Annotated in this window: 18 protein-coding genes; 5 read left to right on the forward strand and 13 right to left on the reverse strand. The window is 33.4% G+C overall.

Going from position 1 to position 25,003, the window contains the following annotated elements; all coding sequences use genetic code 11:
• Positions 1–133: 133 nt before the first annotated feature.
• The 5 genes from MUN68_RS14490 to MUN68_RS14510 are packed head-to-tail and all read left to right on the forward strand — an operon-like array spanning position 134 to position 10,628.
• Positions 134–3,217, forward strand: coding sequence for a SusC/RagA family TonB-linked outer membrane protein (locus tag MUN68_RS14490; protein WP_249993615.1), 3,084 nt, complete (start codon positions 134–136; stop codon positions 3,215–3,217).
• A gap of 10 nt (positions 3,218–3,227) precedes the next feature.
• Complete coding sequence (locus tag MUN68_RS14495) at positions 3,228–4,790, forward strand: RagB/SusD family nutrient uptake outer membrane protein (protein ID WP_249993613.1); 1,563 nt, start codon at positions 3,228–3,230, stop codon at positions 4,788–4,790.
• A gap of 10 nt (positions 4,791–4,800) precedes the next feature.
• A complete protein-coding gene (locus MUN68_RS14500; RefSeq protein ID WP_249993611.1) occupies positions 4,801–5,865 on the forward strand; it encodes a SusE domain-containing protein in 1,065 nt (354 codons plus the stop codon).
• Positions 5,866–5,871: 6 nt separating this feature from the next.
• A complete protein-coding gene (locus MUN68_RS14505; protein ID WP_249993609.1) occupies positions 5,872–7,695 on the forward strand; it encodes a SusE domain-containing protein in 1,824 nt (607 codons plus the stop codon).
• Between the two features lie 59 nt (positions 7,696–7,754).
• Complete coding sequence (locus MUN68_RS14510) at positions 7,755–10,628, forward strand: alpha-amylase family glycosyl hydrolase (protein ID WP_249993608.1); 2,874 nt, start codon at positions 7,755–7,757, stop codon at positions 10,626–10,628.
• Between the two features lie 694 nt (positions 10,629–11,322).
• On the opposite strand, the gene MUN68_RS14515 is transcribed toward MUN68_RS14510, so the two are convergent.
• From MUN68_RS14515 to MUN68_RS14575, 13 genes are all read right to left on the reverse strand, one after another.
• On the reverse strand, positions 11,323–12,096 hold the full coding sequence (locus tag MUN68_RS14515; RefSeq protein ID WP_249993607.1) for a M90 family metallopeptidase: 774 nt from the start codon (positions 12,094–12,096) through the stop codon (positions 11,323–11,325).
• A gap of 15 nt (positions 12,097–12,111) precedes the next feature.
• Positions 12,112–12,324: a heavy-metal-associated domain-containing protein gene (locus tag MUN68_RS14520; protein WP_249993606.1), complete on the reverse strand. Its 213-nt coding sequence runs from the start codon at positions 12,322–12,324 to the stop codon at positions 12,112–12,114.
• A gap of 23 nt (positions 12,325–12,347) precedes the next feature.
• On the reverse strand, positions 12,348–14,606 hold the full coding sequence (locus tag MUN68_RS14525; protein WP_249993605.1) for a heavy metal translocating P-type ATPase: 2,259 nt from the start codon (positions 14,604–14,606) through the stop codon (positions 12,348–12,350).
• Between the two features lie 175 nt (positions 14,607–14,781).
• Positions 14,782–15,633 (reverse strand): hypothetical protein, encoded by an 852-nt coding sequence (locus MUN68_RS14530; protein ID WP_249993604.1) that lies wholly within the window; start codon positions 15,631–15,633, stop codon positions 14,782–14,784.
• 203 nt (positions 15,634–15,836) lie between these two features.
• Complete coding sequence (locus tag MUN68_RS14535) at positions 15,837–16,631, reverse strand: cation transporter (RefSeq protein ID WP_249993603.1); 795 nt, start codon at positions 16,629–16,631, stop codon at positions 15,837–15,839.
• A gap of 2 nt (positions 16,632–16,633) precedes the next feature.
• Positions 16,634–18,817, reverse strand: a complete 2,184-nt coding sequence (locus MUN68_RS14540; protein ID WP_249993602.1) for a TonB-dependent receptor — start codon at positions 18,815–18,817, stop codon at positions 16,634–16,636.
• 66 nt (positions 18,818–18,883) lie between these two features.
• Entirely contained in the window at positions 18,884–19,294 is a 411-nt protein-coding gene (locus MUN68_RS14545) for a Fur family transcriptional regulator (RefSeq protein WP_249993600.1), read from the reverse strand.
• 118 nt (positions 19,295–19,412) lie between these two features.
• Positions 19,413–19,979 (reverse strand): helix-turn-helix domain-containing protein, encoded by a 567-nt coding sequence (locus MUN68_RS14550; protein WP_249993597.1) that lies wholly within the window; start codon positions 19,977–19,979, stop codon positions 19,413–19,415.
• A 204-nt stretch (positions 19,980–20,183) separates the two neighbouring features.
• Positions 20,184–20,879: a GNAT family N-acetyltransferase gene (locus MUN68_RS14555; RefSeq protein ID WP_249993595.1), complete on the reverse strand. Its 696-nt coding sequence runs from the start codon at positions 20,877–20,879 to the stop codon at positions 20,184–20,186.
• A 53-nt stretch (positions 20,880–20,932) separates the two neighbouring features.
• A complete protein-coding gene (locus MUN68_RS14560) occupies positions 20,933–22,735 on the reverse strand; it encodes an efflux RND transporter periplasmic adaptor subunit (RefSeq protein WP_249993593.1) in 1,803 nt (600 codons plus the stop codon).
• 5 nt (positions 22,736–22,740) lie between these two features.
• Positions 22,741–23,457: a PepSY domain-containing protein gene (locus tag MUN68_RS14565; RefSeq protein WP_249993591.1), complete on the reverse strand. Its 717-nt coding sequence runs from the start codon at positions 23,455–23,457 to the stop codon at positions 22,741–22,743.
• 1 nt (position 23,458) lies between these two features.
• Entirely contained in the window at positions 23,459–24,043 is a 585-nt protein-coding gene (locus MUN68_RS14570; protein ID WP_249993589.1) for a DUF2911 domain-containing protein, read from the reverse strand.
• 95 nt (positions 24,044–24,138) lie between these two features.
• Positions 24,139–24,618: a YybH family protein gene (locus MUN68_RS14575; RefSeq protein ID WP_249993587.1), complete on the reverse strand. Its 480-nt coding sequence runs from the start codon at positions 24,616–24,618 to the stop codon at positions 24,139–24,141.
• Between the last annotated feature and the right edge of the window lie 385 nt (positions 24,619–25,003).

Here is a 25,003-nt window from a genome sequence, read left to right on the forward strand (position 1 = left end):
TCTTAACACGAAAACGTTTTCGCTAAGTAAATACAATCTGATAATTCAAAATTTGACCAAATTTTACATAGTTTTAACGCTAGAAGTGAAAATATAAACAATAAATTAACTAAAATTAACTTAAAAATAGTGTATGAAAACATTTTTAAATAGCTTGCTGCTATTAGTTTTTTTGTTACCTGCAACTTTATTTGCACAAACTTTGGTAACTGGAACCGTAACAGACCAAGCTGATACATCTCCCTTACCAGGTGTCAATATCCTTGTCAAAGGGACTACAACTGGAGCTGCAACTGACTTTGATGGTCATTATAGCATTACAGTTAATCAAGGCGATATTCTAGTATTCTCTTATTTAGGATATATAACTCAGGAAATTACCTTCTCAGGCCAATCTCCTTTAGACGTTATATTGGTTGAAGACGCGTCACAACTTGATGAAATTGTCATTATTGGATATGGATCTGTAAAAAAAGAAGATCTTACTGGATCTGTTGATGTAATTTCTTCAAAAGACTTTAATCAAGGCCCTATTGTGTCTACCGATCAATTATTAAGTGGTAAAGCTGCAGGTGTTCGTATTACAAACTCTGGAGGTTCTCCAGATTCTGCACCAAACATTAGAATTCGTGGTGGTGCTTCATTATCTGCAAATAGTAGTCCATTAATTGTTATTGATGGTGTACCAATTGGAAATGACAGTCCTGCTGGAGTAAGCAATCCTTTGTCATTAGTCAACCCAAATGATGTCGAAAGCTTCTCTATATTAAAAGATGCTTCGGCAACAGCAATTTATGGCTCTCGAGCTTCTAATGGTGTAATCATTATTACAACTAAAAAAGGAACCTCTGGAGATGAAATAATTTACAACTTCTCTTCTGATATTTCTGTTAGTAAAGCTGGAAGTGGTTTAGATATGATGACAAGTAGTGAATATGTTAAGTTCATTCAAGAATACCACCCAACTTTCGTAAGCTCTTTAGGAGTACCTGTAGGTTCGGTAAGTACAAATGAATCTGTATCTCAAATTATAGATGGTCGTGCTATATATGACACTGATTGGAGAGATAATGTATTTAGAACTGCAATAACATCAAATACAAATTTTAGTGCTAGAGCAAATTTATTCAAAAAAATACCTTTCAGAGCATCTGTAGGATATACCAATGCCAAAGGTGTTGTAATGTCGGATGATTATGAACGTGTAAGTGCTTCTTTTAAATTAACTCCTAAATTATTGGATGATAATTTAAAATTAGATATTAATGCTAAAGCGACGTATGCAGACAAAAATTCTATTGACACAGGTGGAGCTCTTGGAGGCGCAATTAATTTCGATCCAACAAAACCTGTATATGATAACAATAGCATTTTCGGAGGTTATTATGTAAACATGAATGGAAACTTAATAGATGGTCAATGGAATCCAGTTGCATTACTAAATCAACGTGAGCGCCCAGAACGTGTATTTAGATTTTTAGGAAACGTAGAATTAGATTACAAATTGCCTTTCGTACCAGGTTTAAAAGCTGTTGTTAATTTAGGGTTAGATGCATCTAGAGCAAAAATTGAAGAGCGTTTTTCTGATAACTCTTTAGCGACATATCGTGTCACTGGCAATGATACTTCACCTTATGTGTTTAATCCAGGTGTTAATTTTGCAGAAAGACAACACATAACTAATACTACATTAGATGCTTATGTTCAATATAATAAAGATTTGGAAGGAAGTTTTATTAACAAGTTTGATGTACAAGCAGGTTATTCGTACCAAAATTTTAAAAACGACGGAAACAAAGACGAGTATGATTATATAACTACTGAACAACAGGAGTTAGACTATAATCTTACTATTGGTGACCGATTTGAAACTTTTGATGCCAACAATCCTAATAACAGGTATTACAACCTTTTAAATCTACAATCATTCTTTGGTCGTTCAAATATAGATTTCGCAGGAAAATATCTTTTAACTTTATCATTTAGAGCAGATGCGTCTTCATTATTCCAAGAAGATAACCGTTGGGGATTTTTCCCATCAGCAGCATTCGCTTGGAAAATTAATAAGGAATCTTTCTTACAAAACAGCAACTTTATTAATGATTTAAAATTAAGATTAGGTTGGGGACAAACAGGACAACAAGACATTACAAATGTTGTAGGATATTACCCATCAAGGGCATTATTCCAACCTGGTAGTAATAATAGTCAATATTTACCGACGTCAGGATTATATTCTGCAATACCTTTTAATTCTGAATTAACATGGGAAAAAACAACCACTTATAATGCTGGTCTTGATTTTGATATTTTAAGCAATAATCTGATTACAGGTGCTTTTGATGTTTATTTTAGAAAAACCACAGACTTACTAGCAGATGTTCCACTTCCTCCAGGGCAATCATTCTCTAGTAGTTTTGCTGATAACGTTGGTGAAACTGAAAGCAAAGGATTTGAATTAAATTTAAATATTAACCCTATTCAAACAGAGGATTTCAGATTTAGCATTGTTTCAAATATTGCTTACAACAATACAGAAATCACAGACTTAGAAGGACTAGCAAGTATTCCAACTGGTGGTACTGTAACAGGTACAGGTACATTCTTACAACGTCATGCTGTAGGACAACAGGCTGGAAGCGCATATGTATTTAAACAATTATACGATGCTAATGGCACGCCTATTCCAGGTGCATTTGCAGATACAAATGGAGATAACGTCATTAATGATGATGACCGTTATTATCAATCAATCGCGCCAAACTGGACGTATGGATTTGGATTAAACTTTGCTTATAAAAATTGGGATTTAAGTTCTAGTTTTAGAGGGCAAATTGGTGGAAACGTTTTTAACTTAAATAAACTTAGTTACGGAAACGTAGAAAATGCATTACCAGATAACAATACCAGTTTATCAAATGTACTAAACTTTTATGATGGAGCTGCTGATCCTGCTTTCTATGAAGCAATTGGAAATACAATTTATTCTGATTACTACCTAGAAGATGCATCATTCCTTAGATGTGATAACATTGCATTAGGTCATAGATTTGATAATATAATTAAGGATGTTACTGTACGTTTTTATGGAAGTGTTACTAATCCTTTCATTGTTACTGATTATTCTGGGCAAGATCCAGAAAATTTTGGAGGAATAGATGGTAATTTCTACCCTAGACCTACCGTATATACAGTTGGAATTAATTTAGACTTTTAAACAAAAAAATATGAAAAAAGCTATAAAAACAATAGTTGTACTATTAAGTTTCTCTTTTCTAGGAATTTATTCATGTACAGACGATCTTAATGTTGAACCCAAAGTTGAATTAACATTAGAAGAGTTATTGGCTCAAGATCCTAACGCAATCGAAGGTATTGTATCTCGGTTATATGCATCATTTGCACTCTCAGGACCAGATGGCTCAGGAAGTTCAGATATCGATGATGATGCTGGTGAATCTCCTTTTTTAAGAGGAATTGTAAACCTACAAGATTTTACTGCTGATGGCATGAAGAATCGTTGGGGAGATGATGGATTAGACCAATTAACAACAACATCTAACTGGGATGGAAATAATAAATTTTTCAGATACTTATACAATCGAATTTATTATACCATACCTCAATGTAATAATCTTATTGATGTACTAAGCTCAGTTTCATTAGAAGGAACAGACTTGGCAAAAAATGAAGCTCGTTTTTTACGATCTTTAGCTTACTTTTACCTAATTGATTCTTTTGGTAAAGGTGTTCTCGTTACAGAAGATGATTTAGGAACGAGTGATCCACTTCCAGAGTCTACTCGTTTAGAACTGTTTACTTATGTAGAAACTGAATTGTTAGAGATTGAACCATTAATGCCACCATCAAATGGTTATGGTAGAGCAAATACTTTTGTAGTAGATATGTTACTTGCCAAACTATATATGAATGCTGAAGTTTATATTGGACAACCAAAATATGATCAAGCATCAATTTATGTTAATAAAATCATAAACGAAGGTGGATATCAATTAGCAACGAATTTTGTTCAAAATTTCTCAGGAGACAACGATAATTCTCCTGAAATTATTTTTCCTTTAATTGCTGACGCTGTAAGTAGTCAAAGTTTTGGTAACACAACGTATATCGTAAATGGTAGTTTAAGTTCTGACACTATGCCTATTGAAGATTTTGGCGCATTAGAAGGCTGGCAAGGACATCGTGCTTCATCAGCATGGTACGGATTATTTGGATCAAGTGCTTCTGAATTAGCTGCTTCTAATGATGTTAGAGCAAGTTTATTTTGGACAAATGGTCATAATTATGAGATGACAGATTATAGAGAATGGACAGATGGTTATCCATCAATTAAATTTAGAAATACAGATTATGATGTGGCAACTTCTGCAACAAGTTTCTCTGGTACAGATTTCCCATTATATAGATTAGCTGATGTATATTTAATGTATGCTGAATTAGCGGTAGTACATAATGCAATTGGAACGGATAACAATACGGCTTTAGATTTAGTAAATCAAGTTAGAACACGTTCTAATGCTAACTCAATAAGTTCATTTGAATTAACTGAAGATTTTATTTTAGATGAAAGAGGTAGAGAATTAAACTTAGAAGGACATAGACGTACAGATTTAATACGTTTCAATAAGTTCACAGGAGGAAACTATATTTGGCCTTGGAAAGGAAATACAGCTGCAGGAACATCTATTCCTGATCATTACAAGTTATTCCCTATTCCTGAACAAGCTAGAGGAGCAAATCCTAATTTAACACAAAACACAGGATATTAAAACTATGAAAATGAAATATTTATTTAAGTTTTGTCTCATAACATTTACATTATTCATTTCATGTAGTGATGACGACAATTTACAAATTTCCGAAGGGAGTTTCGGAAATATCCTAACACCAGATGAAGGACAAGTTATAATTCTTAATCCTTTTGAGGATCAAACAAATATTGCAATTACTGTAAGTTGGGAAGATGCTACTTACGATGTTCCAACTAGTATCAATTATACTGCTGAAATAGCTGTATCTGGAACAAATTTTGAAAACCCAATTGCAATTGGAAATACTAACACTAATTCGTTATCAACTAACATTTCTAATTTTAATGGTTTTGTAACCCAAGCTGGTTTATTTCCATTTGTTGAAGGCGCTTTAGATATTAGAATTAAATCTGATATAGGTGACGAAAATGTATTGCCACAATACTCAAGTATGGTAACAATTACTGTAACACCATTCACTACAGACTTACCAAGGTTAGCTGTTCCTGGAAATCATCAAGGTTGGGATCCTCCAACAGCACCTAATTTAGCTGCTTCAGCATTTGGAGAAACTGACTACGAAGGTTATGTATGGCTAGATGGTGAGTATAAATTTTTAGCACCAGATCAAACAGGAGCATTCGATTGGGGGAATACAGATTGGGGAGATGATGGTACTAGCACAGGTGTATTAGTAGACATGGATGGTGAAGCTAATTGTAATGCAACAGTTGCTGGATATTATTTAGTAAAGGCAAATACTTCTGATTTGACATATTCTACTGAAGCTCAAAGCTGGGGAATTATAGGTAATGCAACACCAACAGGTTGGGATAGTGATACAGATATGATTTACGATCCTGCAACACGCATGCTTAGCTTAACTTTAGATTTAACAGCTCAAGAAGCTCCAGATAATGGAATTAAATTTAGAGCTAATGACGGTTGGGACATCAACTTAGGAGATTCTGGTGCAGATGGCACTATGGAATTTGGTGGTGATAATATTGGAATAGCTGAATCTGGGAACTATACAATTACACTAGACTTAAGCAATCCTAGAGAGTATACTTATTCTTTAACTTTAAACTAAAAAACAATGAAAAAGATATTAAAACTAGTATCCTTATTTACTATACTAATATTTGCTGTAAATTGTGATGATACTGAAGATTTTGAGTTTACTACTCCTGTAGAGAGCTTTAGCATTATTACTCCAGGTGATGGAGTTAGCATAATATTAGATGGTTCTAACGACCAAAACCCAGCTCTTACAATAGTATGGAATGACAATATTACTGGAGCAGAAACTTATGCTATTGAAATGTCAATAGATGAAGAGTTTACAAATCCTTTGACTATTGGTAATTCAAATTCAAATACTTTTACAATGTCTGTTGAAGGCTTAAATTCATTATTATTAGATAATGATATTTCTGCTCTAGAAGAAACTTCAATATATTTAAGAGTTATAGGTAATGACTCACAAACTAGCGCGATTAGATTAACTGTAAGTTCTTATCCTGAAGAAAATCCAATTATTACTAGTCCTGATAGTACATTTGAAATTGTATTATCAGACATTACAGAAGATGAAACTGCATTAACTGTTGATTGGACAGATCCTAACTTCTCTCCTGACAGCCCAGTAGTTATAAATTACAATATTGAAATAGCTGTAGCAGGAACAGATTTTGCAACTGTAGAATCTTTAGGTGATACACAAGATAGAACCTTATCTTTTACTCATAGCGAATTGAATGCTGCTGCACTTAATTTAGGACTTCAAGCAGAAACTGTATCTATGTTAGACCTTAGAGTTCGTTCTGTGTTAGAAACAACATCTGGAGATCTTGAAAGAAATTCAGATCTTATTACAATTACAGTAACACCGCATGAAGCAGGCTTCCCTTCAGTACTTTACGCAGTTGGAGCAGGTCTTCCAGATGCTGGTTGGGGTTGGGGTTCTCCAGAAGAATTTATATCACAAGGCTCTATTTATTCAGCTAATGTTAATTTAAGCCCAGATAATGGTGGTAATTTTAGGTTTTTTGCTCAACAAGATTGGGGACCAATTGGTTATAATTACCCTTGGTTTGAAGCTAGAGGTTATACTATTGATGCCGATTTAATAAATGCAAATGATGGTGATAGTAATTTCCAATTTATAGGCACAGCTGGAGAATATTCTCTTGAAATTGATACAGAAAATAAAACCCTTACTTTAGGTAATCCTACAGTAGGTTCAAACTGTGAATACGACCAACTATGGCTAGTTGGAGCTGGTGTACCTGACGCAGGTTGGGGTTGGGCATCTCCTGTACAATTACCATGTACTGGATCTGGAGTATATGCAGGTAACGTAAACCTAGCAAATGATTCTTTTAGATTCTTTACTGATAGTGCATTAGAATGGGCTTCTCCAAGTTTCAATTATCCTTATTATACAAATGAAGGGTATACTATAGATTCAAATTTCGCAGATGCAATGGATGGTGACAATAACTTCTCATTTACAGGAACTCCAGGAGAATATTTCTTAACAGTTGATACAATTAATCAAACAATTACTTTAGGCTCTCCTCAAACAAATTGTGAATATGATCAACTTTGGTTAGTTGGAGCTGGTGTACCTGACGCAGGTTGGGCATGGACAACTCCTGTACAATTACCATGTACTGGTGACGGTGTCTATTCTGGTTCTGTTACTTTTGCAAATGACTCCTTTAGATTTTTTACTGATAGCGCATTAGAATGGGATTCTCCAAGTTTTAATTATCCTTACTATGTAAGTGAAGGTTTTACTATCGATCCAAATTTTGAGGATGCATTGGATGGTGATAATAACTTCTCATTTACAGGTGCTCCTGGAACATATACCCTAACTGTGGATACTGTTAACATGAGCATTACACTAAATTAATAATAAACTTAAAAGGCTATGATGTAAATACAACATAGCCTTTTTTTTAAATACATGCTATGAAAAAAATTTTACTCCTATTATTATTAATATCATTCTATTCTAAAGCTCAAGTTTCTCTTAGTGTAGGAGCTATTGAAGTAGATCAACCTGTTACTATTACCCTTGACATAAACAATACTGTTGATACAGACTGTAATGGAATTACTAATCCAACTAGTGTTTACATGCACTCAGGAATTGGTGATAATTCAGATGCTTTTGGATTTAATGTTATTGGTAATTGGGGACTAGATGATGGTGTTGGGCAAATGACAAATCAAGGTGGCGGAATATATACTATTACGATAACTCCACAAACTTATTACGGATTAACACAACCTCAAGCTGATGCAGCAACTCAAATAGGAATGGTCTTTAGAAATGAAGATGGAACTCAAGAGTTAAAAGAGGATGGTTGTAATGATTATATATTTTCAGTTGGTACTGTGAGTATTGTTATAACAGAACCTTCAGCTTCTGAAGTTGTAATAAATTCAGGTGACGACTTAACTGTTAAATCTATAATATATTTTCAAGGATCATCAACAGTGCAAGGAAGTTATGAAATTTTCTACAATAACGTGTCTGTTGGAACTGGAACTTGTGGGTTTCCTAATTGCACATATACAATACCAAATATAACTGAAAGTGGCACTGTTCGTGTTGTTGGTTCTCCTCCTGCTCCTAATTCAAGTGAATCAGGTGAAACAAGTTTTGAGGTCTTTGTCGTAACTGCTGTAACTGAAGAAGTACTTCCTACTGGTGTTGAAGATGGAATTAACTACAGCTCTAATCAAACAAAAGCAACCTTAGTATTAACAGCACCTGGAAAAGAATTCATTCAAATAGCTGGAAGTTTCAACAATTATACACCTACAAATTCAGACGTAATGAAACGTGATCCTAGTACAGGAAAATATTGGTTAGAACTTACTGGTTTAACACCTGGTCAAATTGAAACTTACCAATATTGGGTTTTTGATACTAATCCTATCGCTGATTCTCCAGGACTTGTTAAGACTGCAGATCCATTTTCAACTTTAGTATTATCACCTTTTGATGATCCGTACATTCCAAGTAATAGTTATCCAAACTTACCAACGTATCCAGCTGGACAAGAACGAGAGGTTACTGTTTTACAAACAGGACAAACACCATATAATTGGCAAGTTGCAAACTTCAATAAACCAAAAAAAGAAGACTTAGTAGTTTATGAAGTCTTAATCAGAGATTTTGATGCTGATAGAAATTATCAAAACTTAATTGACCGTATTGATTACTTTAAAAATCTTAATGTCAATGCTATTCAGTTAATGCCAATTATGGAATATGAAGGGAATGAAAGTTGGGGATACAACACATCTTTTCATATGGCTTTAGATAAGTATTATGGTACAGAAGATAAATTTAAAGAATTTGTAGATCTATGTCACCAAAATGATATTGCAGTTATTCTAGATGTTGCATTAAATCATGCATTCGGAAGAAATCCAATGAACAGAATGTGGATGAATGATCCTGATGGTGATGGTTGGGGTGAACCAAATAGTGAAAACCCTTATTTTAATGAAGTTCCAAAACACAGTTATAATGTTGGTTCTGATTTTAATCACCAAAGTACTTTAACTCAAGAATACACAAGACGTGTTGTTAAACATTGGATTGAAGAATTCAAGATAGATGGATTCCGTTGGGATTTAACAAAAGGGTTTACTCAAATGTGCGAAAATAATGAAGGATGTACTAATAGTTACCAACAAGACCGTGTAGATATATTAAAAACCTATGCAGATTATTCTTGGTCATTAGATGATACGCATTATGTTATTTTTGAACATTTAGGATCAGAGAATGAAGAGAAAGAATGGGCAAATCATCGTTATAATGAAGGTAAAGGTGTAATGATGTGGGCTAAAATGACAGACCCTTATAGTCAACTTACAATGGGTTATAACTCTAACAATAACATCAACGGTATTGGTCACAAATCGCGTTCACAATTTCAAGGCCCAAGAGTTATGGGTTATACTGAAAGTCATGATGAAGAACGTTTAATGTACAAAAATGTAACTTTTGGGAATCAATCTAATGGTTCACATAATGTTACAGATTTAAACACTGCGCTTTCAAGAATGTCAGCTTTAGGTGCTGTTTCAATAACGGTTCCTGGTCCAAAAATGTTATGGCATTTTGCACCTTTAGGAATGGATAATTCAATATTTACTTGCCCAGATGGAAGTGTTGATGACGATGGTTGTAAATTAGACACAAAACCACAACCTCAATGGACAGAAAACTGGTTAGGTGATTCTAATAGAAGACAAATCTATGACGATTGGGCAAGATTAATTACTTTAAAAATTAATGAGCCAGTATTTGAAGGAGATTACACAATTACTTCAGGAAATTTAACTCCACGAATTGATATTTTCGATACTAGTCTTCCAGGTACTGAAATTAAAAATGTTGTCATATTAGCCAATTTTGATGTAGTTTCTAAAACTATGAATACTAACTTTCCTACTGGTGGAAATTGGTATGACTTAATGGATAACACTGGTAATACGACATACAGTGCTGCAACAATTACGATTCCAGCTGGTCAGTTTCGAATATTTGGGAATTTACCTTCAACCTTAAGTAATGAGACATTTACTGCTACTGAATCTTTTAGTATTTATCCTAATCCAGTAAACACATCATTTAAAACAAATAAAGCATTTGAAAACTTACAAATATTTGATATTACTGGAAAATTAGTAAAATCATTTAATGGTGAATTCACTAAAAATGACGCTTATGATATTTCAGATTTATCACCAAGTCTTTATTTAGTTAAGATTGAAAATAAAAATGGTCAAACTTTGACTTCAAAAATATTAAAACTTTAAATTGATTTTATAGCAATTTGAATTAGCCTGAAAAAGCTTTCCATTAACTTGGGAAGCTTTTTTTATTTAAAATACTCCACAAAAAAAAGCCAACTCGTTAAAGTTAGCTTTCATATTGTACACTACATTGACCTATTCTCGAACCAATCGGTTAATCTATTTGAAAACTTATTAAAAACCTAAGACTTTAAACAGTAATATTTAGAATAAATTAGACCGCTAACATTCGATTTTCAATCCAACATATCATCATATTCCAATACAGAAAGTGACTCACTAGTATTCATGAACCCTCATTTGTAAACAGTACAAATTTGGAACAAATATTTTCAAAACATTTAAAAGTAAATCAAAATACTACATCTAATGTGAATTTATAAAAAACTAGTGTATAACTAAAAAAACTACTCTTATTTTTTAAAGCTTACAGAGAAAATGTCGAACTATTTAATGCTAGAATTATAGAAATTTGTTATTATAAATCTTTAAAACAAATTAGCTTCTTGCAGTATTTAATTTAAACATTGCAAAGTAAGTGGTAATTTTTTTATATCAAGTTCATTTTCACAATATATGCATATTGAATACTTTGTTTTATATTAAAGAGGAGAGTAGTATTAAAAATATATCGATAATGCGCAGAATAGGCTAAGTTAGTATATCCTTACGGAATATATAATATAGCTTATTATACTTAATGATTTGGCTTCTGTTTAAAACACTCACCTAACATTTTATATAGTTCAGGATGCTTCTTTTTAAACAAATCTGGACGCTCGAAGAAATATTCTGAGGCTACTGCAAAGAATTCTGCCTGATTTGTGCCTCCATATTTTCGGATATCAGAATGGTTATCATTTATCGCTTCCATTTCTTTATGGATTAAATTTAACCAAGGTATTGCATATTGATGCTCTAATAGTCGCTCTGGCACACCATCTGTTCTATCATCTAACTTATCTATAAGATGTACAAATTCGTGTATACCTGTATTGCTTTTATCACTTGTATTATTAAAACCATGATACAATGCTTTTTTTGATAAAATCATTTGTTTCTCAAAACGTCCATTTCCGACTAATCCGCCGATATTTCGTGAGTTATCTTTACTGCTAAATCCCATATCCTCATTAAAATTATCTGGATATAAGAGGATGCCACTTAAATTGGTGTAGTGCCATTCTTTAAAGCCAAAAACAGGAATTACCGCACTAGCTGCAATTAAAATTTTGTCTAATTCTTCTAATTCACACTGCACACCATCTATATAAACTTCACTTAAAAATTGCATCATTCGTTGCTGAAAAACAAGTTGCTTGTCTTCTGAAAGATTCTGGTAATAGAGAACATTCTCCATTAATAATTTGTTCCAATGCTCTGGAAATGACTTTACGCTATGCCGTTTCGCTTTTCGATAAAAATGAATAGTAAACAGAAGAATCACCACAAAAATTAAAATATAGACCATATTATAACGAAAGTATTAATCTACAGATTCAGCCTTGAACCCAACTTTTTGCAATGTAGCCTTTACATCTTCTTCGGTAGCACCGTCGCTTTCAATAGTTAGAATTTTATCTGGATTAGTGGTATCCACTTTCCAACGTTCTACTCCCTCTTGTTTGTTTAAAAAGGGGGTCACTTTTGATACACACCCACCACAATTGATATTTGTTTTAAATTTTAAAGTTTTCATTGTATTTGAATTTATTATTAATGTTAAAGTTTTATTCGTTTAAGTCTTAAACTATTTGCAACTACAGATACGCTGCTGAACGCCATTGCCATTCCAGCAATCATTGGGTCTAATAAAAACCCATTTATGGGATACAACACTCCTGCTGCAATAGGAATACCGATAATATTATAAATGAATGCCCAAAATAGATTCTGACGTATGCCCAACACGGTTCTTTTTGACAGTTCCAATGCTTTTGGAATGGATTGCAAATCTGACGTTATCAACGTCATTTTTGCTACATCCATTGCTATGTCCGAACCTTTACCCATGGCAATACTTACATTAGCCTGGGCTAAAGCGTGAGAATCGTTGATGCCATCGCCAACCATCGCCACTATTTTCCCTTCTGCTTGTAATTTTTCAACAAAAGCAGCTTTGTCCGAAGGCATTACTTCTCCTTGGTAATTTGATATTCCTACCTGTTTTGCTACAGCAGCTGCGGTTTTATTATTATCTCCTGTAAGCATATAGACTTCGATTCCTCTTTCTTGAAGAGTTTCTATAGCCTTTTTTGAAGTTTCCTTAATCTTGTCTGCAATGGCGAGTATCGCCAGCACTTGTTTTTCATTACCAAAGAATATAACCGTTTTAGCCTGCTCTTCGAGACTTTCTGCTGTTTGCATTAAAGAAGATTCAATTTCAATATTTTTCTCAAGCATTAATTTATGGTTACCTACATAATATTTTGAACCGTTTCTGTTTTCAGCTTGAACACCTTTGCCTGTAATACTTTCGAAGGAAACAATTTCAGCTTGTTCAATATTTTGTTCCTTTAAATGGTTGACCACTGCTTCCGCCAAAGGATGTTCTGATTGTGACTCGATAGCCAAAAGAATTTCCTTGTATTCATTGTCATTTTCAAGTTTATCCCTCCAAAGGATATCAGTTACTAATGGTTTTCCTTCTGTAATTGTGCCTGTTTTATCAAGAATGACAGCATTCACTTTATGACCGAGCTCTAAACTTTCGGCATCTTTAATGAGAATATTATTTTCAGCTCCTTTGCCAATACCCACCATTATGGCGGTTGGTGTTGCCAATCCTAATGCACAAGGACAAGCAATAACCAATACTGCTACAGAAGTTAATAAGGCTTGTGAAAATCCATTATCGCCTCCTACAGACATCCAAACGATGAACGTAATGATAGATATCCCTAGAACAACAGGAACAAATATTCCTGCAATTTTGTCGACCAGTTTTTGTACAGGTGCTTTGCTACCTTGCGCTTCCTGAACCATTTTAATGATTTGGGACAACAAGGTTTCTCCACCTACTTTTTCGGCAGTAAATTGAAAACTTCCTTTTTGGTTTACAGTACCTGCGAAAACTTTTTCACCCTTTGATTTTTCTACTGGAACAGGCTCTCCTGTAATCATACTTTCATCTACATACGAGCTTCCTTTGGAAACTTTTCCATCTACAGGAATCTTTTCTCCTGGACGAACCAAAATAGTTTGACCAACTTGTACTGATGAAATGGGAATTTCCTTCTCTTCTCCATTCTCAATAATTTTTAAAGTTTTAGGCTGTAACCCCATCAGCTTTTTAATAGCCGAAGAAGTATTTGACTTTGCCTTTTCTTCCAATAGTTTTCCCAACGAAATAAATGTAATAATTACCGTTGCTGCTTCATAATAGACATGAGGCTCTATACCTCGACTCAACCAAAATTCAGGAAAAAACGTATTGAATATACTAAACAAAAAAGCGATTCCGGTACTCAGGGCTACCAAGGAATCCATATTTGCTTTACCGTATTTGGTTTGCTTATAAGCATTGATAAAAAAGCTGCGCCCAAACCAAAATAAGATAGGAATAGTTAATGCCAAGGATATCCATTTCCCAGGTTCCCATTGCATAAAAAACATTCCTAAAATAAAAATTGGAAGAGTAAGAATAGCTGACCAGATGGTACGGTATTTTATATCTTGGTAGTGCTTCTGCTGAAGTTCTTGTTGTACTTCTGAAGGGTTTTCTGCATCTATGATAATATCATAACCTACCTCACGAAGCGCGTTTTGAATTTGATTTGGACTCAACTCCTTATCGTATTCCACAAGAACAGAACTATTTGCGAAATTGACGCTTGCATCAAATACACCTTCTGTGTGTTTTAATACAGATTCAACGCTCGCTGCACAAGATGCACAGGTCATTCCTGTAACGGGAAATGATTCTTTTATTCCCTGTTTATGGTTCTTTTCTTTGGTTTCAAATACGTTAATTGTCTCCATAATTCTATTCTTATTTGTACACTACAAATTTCAGGATTAAAAGACTATAATGTGTTACGTAATATGCTGAATGATTTGTAGAATTTGCTGATATCCCATACTATTAACAGAGTTTGGTTTGTTAATAGTGATTTTATGGAAATAGGGTTCAATGAATTCTATGCAATAGAAAGTTTTACTCCACTTTAATTGAAAAATTATCAACAAATAATTCAATATTACCCGCAGTAGGATTAGCTGTTGCACCAATTTGTACACGTTCGTAAAAGGTAGGTTCTTGTAAAGTGAAATCAATTCCTTGATTTGTAAATACATCACTAAAAATCTGTGCATTGGGCATATTCATAGCACTTTCATTGATAACTTCTGTTCCGTTAATAAGTAATCTATTAAGTCCGTTTTCAGTATCAGACATAGTCATTTCCCATTGTACCGAAACCCATTGGTTTCTTGGAAACGCGAAATTAGTTTGTTGTAAGGTAGTCCCTGATATTTTCCCTCTTTCTATGGAAAGATAATCATTACCTCCAGACATTATAAGTCTAACTCCAGGACATTGATTTTCCGAACCGTAATTGTCGCCAACCGAAGGGTCCCAACAAGAACAACATTCTAAATCAATGAGCAATAAATTTTCCAAAGATTCAGTTCCGGTTATGTAGAAATCAGTTGTTATTGTTACCTCATCTCCTGATTTTATATTTAATCCGTTCTTCTCAATATCTATTTTTGATAATTGCGAATCCGATTGATATGCAAGAAAACGAAGTGCATTTTGTCCCTCAGTAAATTCTGCATTCGTTATAGAAATTTCATTAATAGCATTTGAAGGGTCGGTTTGTTGTATTGTGGACCATCTTGTACCGTTTGAAGGAAACAATTCATCTAGCAAATCATTTTGGGTTTCAAATCCGTCTTCGAAAATGAAGTTTTCAGTCGTAGGTTCTTCAGTGTTGTTATCATCTGTACCACAAGCCACAAAAATTGATGAACTGATAACAAAAAACAATATTTTATAATTTTTCATAATAAATTAACGTCTTAATTATTAAGTTGTTGCGATTACTTTGCTTAATTGTCTTGTATATGTTAAGTAGTGTTGTTAAAAAGCAATTCCGTTTCGGATAAATACAAACCAAATTTTTCTTATTCTCAAAATGCACGAGCCATCAGTTTTTTCAACAACTCGCACTATGTTTTACACACGTCTTTGTTGTAATTAGTCTTAGTTCACTTACTCAATTTAAGTATCCTAAATGCACCCTGAATTACCAAAACAAAGACAATCGTTCCTATAATCAAATCTGGTTTATTGGAATTTAACCAGTAGACTAAAAGTCCAGCAATTATTACACCTGTATTGATTATTACATCATTTGAGGTAAAAATCATACTTGCTTTCATATGAGCTTCGTCTTTACTTTTCGATTTTTGAAGCAAGTACAAACAAATTCCATTTGCGATAAGAGCAAAAATAGAAACGATAATCATTGTCGAAAAATTAGGTAGTTTTTCTTCATTAAAGAATCTCCTTAAAACTTCTAAAAATCCGATAATCGCGAGTGTGATTTGGAAATATCCAGCAAGTTTTGCAATCCGCTTTTTTTTAATCAACGTTCTACCAACAGCAAACAAACTAATTCCGTAAACGAAACTGTCTGCTAACATATCCAAACTGTCCGCAACAAGTCCCATTGATTTTGAAATGAAGCCAGTTGTCATTTCAATAATAAAAAAAGCAAAGTTGATTGCGAGAACTGTCCAAAGTAATTTTTTTTGATTTGTTTCTTCTTTGAATTCGATTTGGTCTATTTCTTCTGTTGTCAATAATTTTGCGCCTAAATTAAGTTGTAAAATTGATTGTTCTATTTCCTCAATTTGACCTTGGTGAAAAACGGTCAGTTTTCGGTTAGTAATATCAAAATCGAGATTCGCTATACTCGAAATCCCATCCAATTTCATTCGGATTAAATTTTCCTCTGAAGGACAGTCCATTTTAGATATTTCAAATACTGTTTTTTTCATATTTAATCATTGTCTTCGTTACCAAAAGGTTTGATAATTACTCCTATACTAAAAATAAAGCCATCCGTTGGTGCATATATTTCGGGAAAAACGGGATTGTCGTGTGGTGGTAAAACCAAAGGTGAAAACCTACTTTGTCTTCTGTCTGTAAAGTTTTCAAAATTTACAAAGGTTGTTCCCCATTTGAAATTTCGTATTGCCACAAAACCCATTGTAACAAAATCCGTCGTTTCTGTGCCGTTAGACAAAAACTGCTTTCCTGTGTAAAAAGTTTCATAACCTATTCGCCATTTATCAGATTCGTACATCAAAATGCTACCTGCGTTGTATTTTGCTGTGAGTGGTTTTTGCGGATTTCCTGCCAAATAGTTCAGTTTTGTGTCAATGAGTGCGTAGTTTATAAACCATCTAAAATCTTTGTATGTAAACTTGATATTAGTTTCCGCTCCTTTGCTTATTATTTTGTCGGTTGCATTTTCAAACGTAAAAAACCCATCATTTGTTGAATTTAATAATAGTCCTTTGTTAATAGCTGAAACGTAGAAGAGTTGGTTAACGCTAAAACCTACCGCATCGAATAACCTTGTTTGGTAGTTCATATCAAAATTAACACCATTAGAACGTTCGGCTTTAAGTACAGCTTTATCTATGGCGAGAACATTTTCAAAATTTATATTTTCAGCTTCTTCTGTAAAAATATCAGGAATTTTATAGCCTAAACCACCACCAATTCTGCTTGAAAATCCGCTATTATTCTTATAAAGTAAGGAAATCCTTGGTAGCGGAAAAAAACCGAAATCCGTATTGTAGTCTGCTCTTAATCCTGTTTCTAAAATCCAATTATCTGAAATGTCGTAAATGTTGTTGACAAACATTCCATAGGTAAGGTCTTTTTGGTCGCGTTGTAATGCTGCATTATTATTTTCATCAAAATTTGATGAGTATAAATTTGCACCAAAAATCCAGTCTGTTTTTTGAGATGCTCTTTGATATGTAATTTCTGTGAATGTATTGGTTTGTTTACCATCAAAACTAAAATCTGGAATTGTAAGTTTTCTATCGAAAAACGATATACTATTTTTGATATTTAAAGTGCTTACCGAATCTATTTGAGTTTGATAAACTGCTTGACCGCTCAATCTTTTTGAGATATTTTCTTCGGTATATTGATGGATTCCATTTTCTCCACTTTCAATTTTTGTGATGTCGCCACCAATTCTGTCATCATAAGTACCATTTAGTCCTATCCAAAAAGTTGTTTTTTCTGAAGGATAATAAAAGAATTTGGGGTTAAAAGACAACGAAGTAGTTTTTGGCAGATTGCTAAAACCATCATCTTCTGGGTCATACGCTTTTTGGTAATGACCAGAACCGTATAGAGAAATTCCAAACTTTTCATTCCGTTTGCTGTAAAATACATTCGCTGTACTTCCCAATGCCTGTGTTTGGGTCAACATAATATTCAGAGTAGGTTCTTCGTCAGGTGTTTTAGATACCATATTTATCAAACCAGCAATAGCTCCACCACCATAGAGTGTTGAAGAACTTCCTTTAATGATTTCAAATTGCTTTAAGTCTAATGGCGGAATTTGTAAAATACTTAAACCGCTGGAAAAACCACTATATAAAGGAAATCCGTCTCTTAAAAGTTGTGTGTATCGGCCATCCAAACCCTGAATTCTAATATTTGTATTTCCACTACTTAATGAGGTTTGTTGCATTTGTATTCCTGTACTTTCACGAAGCACCATTGAAATATTTGTAGGATTCATAACCGCTTTTTCGCCTAATTCCTCTGCTCCAATAAATTCTATTCTCGTTGGAATTTTCTTGACGGTCCTCGTACTTCGTGAAGATTGTATGACTACTTCGTCCAGTTCATTTCCGCCAGGTTTAAGTTTGAAAGTGAACGTTTTTTTTGCGCCAACTTCAATAGTTGTTTCTATGGTTTTAAAACCTACGTATGAAATTTTGAGGATATGGTTTCCGTTCGGAATTTCTGTAAACTTTGCAATACCGTTAAAATCAGTAATCGCTCCTTTTTCAAATTCCTCGAAATAAACGGTTGCTCCAGGTAATGGCTCGTTGGTTTCTGCATCAGTAATGAAAATAGAAATATCGCTGTTCTGTGCGAAGGAAATAAATGATATAGCGAAAAATAATGAAGTTAAAAATGCTTTTGCCATTTGCTAATTCTGTTTTTAAGAATAGTACAAATGTAAATTGCTTTTAGTGCAACTCGATTGCAAAGATTATTTGTTGCAATTATCGCATAAACCTTTTACGACCATATTTGCCTGTTGTAGTTTGAAGTTTTTAGGAAGTTGAATTTTGGGAATTGGAACATCAAAAAGGCAGAATGTTTTATCGCAGTTTGTACAATAAAAATGGTAGTGCAAATCCTTTGGGTCACAGTTACAGCCTTCGGCGCAAATAGCATATTTGGTCATTCCAGAGCCATCTTCAATGCTATGGATGACTTTGTTTTCCTCAAAGGTTTTTAATGTTCTAAAAATAGAACTCCTGTCTGTATAAGCTAATGCGTTTTCAATATCTTTTAGTGATTGGGCTTTTTCTTGGCTTAATAGATGGCGTAAAACCACAGTTCGGACTGCGGTATTTTTTACCTTTTTTATTTCTAGTATTTCTTCTTCAGTTTGCATTTCCTAATGTATTGTTTTTTTGCGAGTTATAGAAAAACAACTACTTCACTTTTAAGAGTTGGCTTTTTAAAAACAGCTTTCTTTTCTTGAATTGGTGAACAAGTGTTTCTGATTTTCATTAGATATCATCCAAAGATTTTCGGTTTTTATTCACAGATTTTTTAAACTGTGTGGGTGTCATTCCTGTTATCTTTTTAAACTGATTGCTTAAATAGGCGACACTACTATAGTTCAAGATATGAGCTATTTCACTTAAGGTTAACTCATCGTAAACTATGAGTTCTTTAGTGCGTTCAATTTTCTGGTTTATGATGTACTGCTCGAATGTGATACTTTCTACCGACGAGAATAGGGAACTTAAATATTTATAATCAAGATGTAATTTTTCACTTAAATAGTCTGCCCACTTTATATTTAGCTCATCAGTTGAGTGATAGATTTTATCTACAACCAAAGTTTTCATTTGTTCAATAAGTTGACTTTTACGATCATTAATTAAGCTGAAGCCAGAATCTTGAAGTGCTTTAGAAAAAATGCTTTTAGTTTCCTCACTTAAAGGCGTTGTTAATTCAACCTCTCCTAATTTAATTGAGCCATATGGAATAGCCAGTTCTTGTAAAATGTTGGATACTGCCGAGGTACATCTTGGACAAACCATATTTTTTATGTAGATAATCTCGCTCATATTATATATGATTTAAAACAATGTCATGCCTGCTTTTGAAAGAGAATAATAATAGGCCATAGCGGCTGCTAATATGACAATTATTATTATTGCTAGTATGCCAATAATTTTATCTTTTCTTGATATATCACTTTTCAATTGATGCTTATTTCTTTTATTCTTCCTTCGATTCCTTCTACTATCGCTCATCATCTTACTATTATTTTAGAAAGATTCATCTTCTATGAGATTATTTTTTGAAAAAGTATTAATGTACTCCTTGACTTCATTTGAAAGTTCTTCAAATACAACTTTTCTTATACCGAATCTCCACTTTTTCCTCATAATGATATAAGGTTCGAAACCAGAACGAATGCACCCTTTCAATGATGGGATGTTTTCTCTATCGACAAATACTATTATCTTTTTATACCCTATCCTAAACCCTAATTCTGCAATCTCAGACATCGCAAATGGCATTATACCAAATCCCCTGTAATCTGGATTAGTAAAGACGCCTTCAACTAAGGCCTCGCCATTATTCAACCTAGGGAATAATTCACCAAAATAGTTCTTGATTTTATCATTCTCTTTAAACCCTATTAACCATTGTCTATAACAAACATTATCTTCATTATCAATTGCTGAATAGCAATGTTTTATATTTTCATTGATTAACCTTTTATGTCTATAAGACTCATTTAGTGTACCAAAATCTGATTTTTCAAATAAACGAATTGATACCTTAATCTTAGATTTTGGACTATTGAATTCTTTAGTGCTAATTCTTTGAAAACCTATGGATACTTTATCAGAATAAAAGCGCGTTAAAAGGTTTTCAAAAACAATAATGGCATTACCTTTCGATAATAATTTGAAGGCAATTATTGAACGATCTAAAATAGTTTTAACTTTTGTCATGATATTTTTAATTATAACTTATACTTATAAATAATCTGCATACATACTAATATCTAATTAAATTCGGCTTTTACTTCACCACAGGTTAACATTGCTTCACCATAATATGGGTTGCGAATTTCTTTTTCTATACTCAACCAATAAGCACCTTTGTTATTATCTGCCATAGGACAAAACTCACTGAATACTTTTTGGTTAATTCCAAAAAGCTTTACGCTACTTATCATATGTGCTGAAAGGTGCTTGAAATGTCCTCTTTGTGTTGCTATTTCTGGACTGTTTTGAATAGCATTGGCAGAAGTTCTCAACTCTTTTTGAATAGTCATCCAGTGGTTATGCGCTTTCTCGTCCTTAAGCAGCTTCATGTCTACTTTTGCTAAATTCTTTCCTATGTTTTTCGCAGCTATTTGTGCCTCATTATTATTATCATTAACCAAAGCATCTTTTAAAAGAATGTAATCATCAAAAACCTGCTTTAACTGGTTTTGAAATTTGTTTGAAACTTCAATCCTTTCGTTCATTTGTGAATGATTAGTTTCATCCATTTTGTCTTCAGCATTATCTCCTTGCATTCCTAAATGTCCTTCGTGTCCAGTTGTCGTTTTACCTCCTTCGGCGTTCATCATAGATTTTTTACCCTGTAATTGGGCTGCTGCATCTACCGTAAATGTTCCGTTAGTTACCACTTCATCTCCATTTTCAAGACCTTCAAGAATGGTGTAGCTATCACCATTGGCATTGCCTAATAGAACTTCTCTCATTTCAAAAACAGACTCATTTGGCTTTGTTTTAATATAGACAACAGAGCGTTCACCTGTCCACATAACAGCAGTAGCTGGAACAGTAACTGTACTTTTAGAACTTGATTGAATTCCTTCAACTTTGCCTTCAACAAACATTCCCGGTTTAAACTTGTCTTTTTTATTATTTAACACAGCTCTCACTACTATTGTTCTGGTTGCAGAATTTAATAGTGGATCTATAAATGAGATTTTTGCATCAAAGACTTCATTTCGATAAGCATTTGTAGTGACTTTAATAGATTGTCCTTCTTTTAATAAAGCTATTTGATTTTCATAAGCATCGAATTCTGCCCAAACGGTATTAAAATTTGCGATTTTATATAATGGTTGACCCTGTTTTACATAGTCACCTTCTTCTACCATTTTATGAATTACAGTCCCAGAAACCGTTGCAAACACCGGAAAGTTCTCTTGTACCTTTCCAGCGTTTTCAATAGCGTTAATTTGCTTTTCTGAAAGTTTCCATAGCTTAAGTTTATTTCTCACAGCTTTGTAAAGTTCCGGCTGTGATTCTTTTAGAGATGAAGCTGTAAGCAATTCTTGCTGTGCGGCAACTAACTCTGGTGAGTAAATGGTTGCTAAACGTTGTCCTGCACCAACACGTTCTCCAGTAGAATTAACATAAAGTTTTTCAATTCTTCCACCAAAATAAGTGACTTGTACTGCATTAGACTCTTCGTTAGTCATAATCTTACCAGACAACTTTAACGAATTATCTTCCATTTGTCCTTGTCCCACAACAGATGTTTGGATATTAGCCAAAGCCATCGCATTTTCGGTCATTTTAATTTCGTTGGCATTAAGACCATCAGCACCAGTATCAGCAGGGATTAATTCCATCCCACAAATGGGACAATCACCTGGCTCATTTTTCATAATTTGAGGGTGCATAGAACAAGTCCACATTTGGTCAGAAGCAATTTCTTCTGAATGCTCGTGGTTATCTTTAAGATTATTTGTCGCCTTATCCGCAGAATTTCCACCGAATATTAGAAAGCCGCCTAACAGGCCAACAATCAATGCAACACCTATATAAATGGTGTTTTTATTCATAATATTTATTTTTTAGTTTTTGTCTTTTTATTTATTTTTCTAACAGTAGGCGAACTTGTATACCAAAGTAAAAACCCGCTGAGTACTGTTATTAATCCTAAAAGTGAAAAAGCTCTTAGAACTATTGTATTAAAATTGTCTCGCCCTTGATAATCCATCGTATGCGTCATCCAGAGAAAGTCAAACCAGCGCCAATCTCGATGACGTACTGTTTGAAAAGCTCCATTTTCAATTGCCACATAAGCCTTAAGATTTTCATCAGTTTTATATGAAATCTCATAAGCTGGCAATGGTCTTCCGCGATACTCGTGATGATCGCCTACAGTTTCAATCCTTTGTATTTTATCAAATTCTAGATCAGCCAACATATAGCGCTCTGCTACTTTAATTGCTTCCTGTTCTGTAAGTTCACCTTTCTTTTCTCCTGTAAGTGCATTATAAAGTGTTGCTTCATTAATCCAATAATAAGGTTTGTTATCAATTTCTAATAGCTCTAAAGATTTAATGCTTTGCTCATTTTCTAACTCAGATGTAGCAATCAAGTTATTAAATGCTGTTTGTTCTGTAATTTCTTTTTTAAATTGGTCACCGTGAATCTCATCAATATCCGTCCAACTGAAATACATTCCACTAATAGTCCACATCAAAAATTGAATACCTAAAAAGAAGCCCAAATAACGATGTGCTTTTCTAATTTTTATTGCTGTCTTTCTTTTTACCATTTTAATTTACTTCAAATGGAAATTCAACAACAACCTTCTCCCAACTCAAACTCATTGTACCTGATACATCGGAAGTCTTTATTATCTTATATTCTAAATGTTCCTGAACTTCTTCGGAAATTTTAGGGGTTACTTTAAATTGCAATACATCATCTTTCTCGTCATATTCATCTTTCCCGTGTTGATCCCAATTGGTATTGAAAATGATTGTCCATTCTTCCTCATTAGGAATTACAAAAAATCCGTATTTGCCAGCTTTGAACTCTTTTCCTTCAATGGTTAAATCTTTATTGGTTTCTAACCAAGTTGCATTATGTGCGCCAGCTTGCCACACCTGATTGTAAGCCAACAATCCACCAAATATTATTCTATCTCTAACTCCAGGTGATGAATAGTCGATATGAATATGAGCATCACCTATCATTGCCATAGTTGAAGTATGTGGACTTAATATTTTCTTTGACGGCTTTGATGTAGTTTCAGTTTGTGATTGCTCTGGAATTATTTTGGTTTCTTTTTTATCTTGCTTACAAGACGTAAAAAGAAGAGCGCATAACAATAGAGTAAAAAGAATTCGTAGTTTCATGTGTTTATATTTATTGTTTTTCAATGGTTACATGGTACATCCATTTAATTATTCCCTTGGGTATCAGGGTTTAGTTATAGATGTTTCATATGATTTTATTTTTTATTTCTTGAAGAAGAATGTGTTTTAATGATTTTCCATTTTTCATCTATTTTCTTTAGAATGGAAGTTGCCACTCCTTTCTTAGCTATAGTTCTACTTTCACCTTCCTCATTGGGTTTTAATACAATGGTATAAACATACGTTTCTGTTGTAAACGCATAAATGCCATCAACCTGAACATCGATTTCATAATCTGAAAATGTAAAGTTTTTAAAGTGTCCCAATTCTGGGCCTAAATGATGCTCTATGTAATGTGCATAGGTGCCTTCTACACCTCCTGATTCAAACACCTTGGAATCTTCTGTGAACAATTCAAATGTTCCCTCGATCGTTAAGTTTTGTAATGCATCTTTGTAGGCTTTCATTACTGTTAATACTGCTTCATAATCGCTAGTACTGTTTTTTTTAGTTTGCCCATTTGTGACCGTTACAAAAAGAATCATTATTAGTGTTGTTGTTTTTAGGGTATTCATAAATTCAATTTTAAGTTATTATAATTGTCTTCTATTTTCTTAACTAAATATTTGTAGTATTAATGCTCCAATAACAATTACTGCAATGATTGTATATAATATATAATTAAACCACTTTTTTAGGTTAGTCTGTTTTGTTTTTTTGCCACATCCACTTTTACAACATTCTTTCATTAATCTTGTTAGTTTCTATAATTTAATTAAAGCAATTCAACTTATTAAATAATACCTGAGAATGAGAAGCTTGCAACTAAAACTATTTTACATCAAAAATGCTTACTTCTCATAATCAAGTACTCTTCACTAAACTTCTCCTTTTCAAAAGTTTTTATTTGCCTGACACAGGAAGAGAGAGGGATACTGATGATTTAATTATAGGGATTTA

This window comes from Psychroserpens ponticola, assembly GCF_023556315.2.
Taxonomy (GTDB): domain Bacteria; phylum Bacteroidota; class Bacteroidia; order Flavobacteriales; family Flavobacteriaceae; genus Psychroserpens; species Psychroserpens ponticola.

Coding starts and splice junctions, on each gene's coding strand:
- MUN68_RS14500 (WP_249993611.1), top strand. CDS start 4,801: ATGAAATATTTATTTAAGTTTTGTCTCATAACATTTACATTATTCATT.
- MUN68_RS14540 (WP_249993602.1), bottom strand. CDS start 18,817: ATGGCAAAAGCATTTTTAACTTCATTATTTTTCGCTATATCATTTATT.
- MUN68_RS14490 (WP_249993615.1), top strand. CDS start 134: ATGAAAACATTTTTAAATAGCTTGCTGCTATTAGTTTTTTTGTTACCT.
- MUN68_RS14495 (WP_249993613.1), top strand. CDS start 3,228: ATGAAAAAAGCTATAAAAACAATAGTTGTACTATTAAGTTTCTCTTTT.
- MUN68_RS14510 (WP_249993608.1), top strand. CDS start 7,755: ATGAAAAAAATTTTACTCCTATTATTATTAATATCATTCTATTCTAAA.
- MUN68_RS14515 (WP_249993607.1), bottom strand. CDS start 12,096: ATGGTCTATATTTTAATTTTTGTGGTGATTCTTCTGTTTACTATTCAT.
- MUN68_RS14535 (WP_249993603.1), bottom strand. CDS start 16,631: ATGAAAAAAACAGTATTTGAAATATCTAAAATGGACTGTCCTTCAGAG.
- MUN68_RS14550 (WP_249993597.1), bottom strand. CDS start 19,979: ATGAGCGAGATTATCTACATAAAAAATATGGTTTGTCCAAGATGTACC.
- MUN68_RS14560 (WP_249993593.1), bottom strand. CDS start 22,735: ATGAATAAAAACACCATTTATATAGGTGTTGCATTGATTGTTGGCCTG.
- MUN68_RS14545 (WP_249993600.1), bottom strand. CDS start 19,294: ATGCAAACTGAAGAAGAAATACTAGAAATAAAAAAGGTAAAAAATACC.
- MUN68_RS14505 (WP_249993609.1), top strand. CDS start 5,872: ATGAAAAAGATATTAAAACTAGTATCCTTATTTACTATACTAATATTT.
- MUN68_RS14520 (WP_249993606.1), bottom strand. CDS start 12,324: ATGAAAACTTTAAAATTTAAAACAAATATCAATTGTGGTGGGTGTGTA.
- MUN68_RS14530 (WP_249993604.1), bottom strand. CDS start 15,633: ATGAAAAATTATAAAATATTGTTTTTTGTTATCAGTTCATCAATTTTT.
- MUN68_RS14555 (WP_249993595.1), bottom strand. CDS start 20,879: ATGACAAAAGTTAAAACTATTTTAGATCGTTCAATAATTGCCTTCAAA.
- MUN68_RS14570 (WP_249993589.1), bottom strand. CDS start 24,043: ATGAAACTACGAATTCTTTTTACTCTATTGTTATGCGCTCTTCTTTTT.
- MUN68_RS14575 (WP_249993587.1), bottom strand. CDS start 24,618: ATGAATACCCTAAAAACAACAACACTAATAATGATTCTTTTTGTAACG.
- MUN68_RS14565 (WP_249993591.1), bottom strand. CDS start 23,457: ATGGTAAAAAGAAAGACAGCAATAAAAATTAGAAAAGCACATCGTTAT.
- MUN68_RS14525 (WP_249993605.1), bottom strand. CDS start 14,606: ATGGAGACAATTAACGTATTTGAAACCAAAGAAAAGAACCATAAACAG.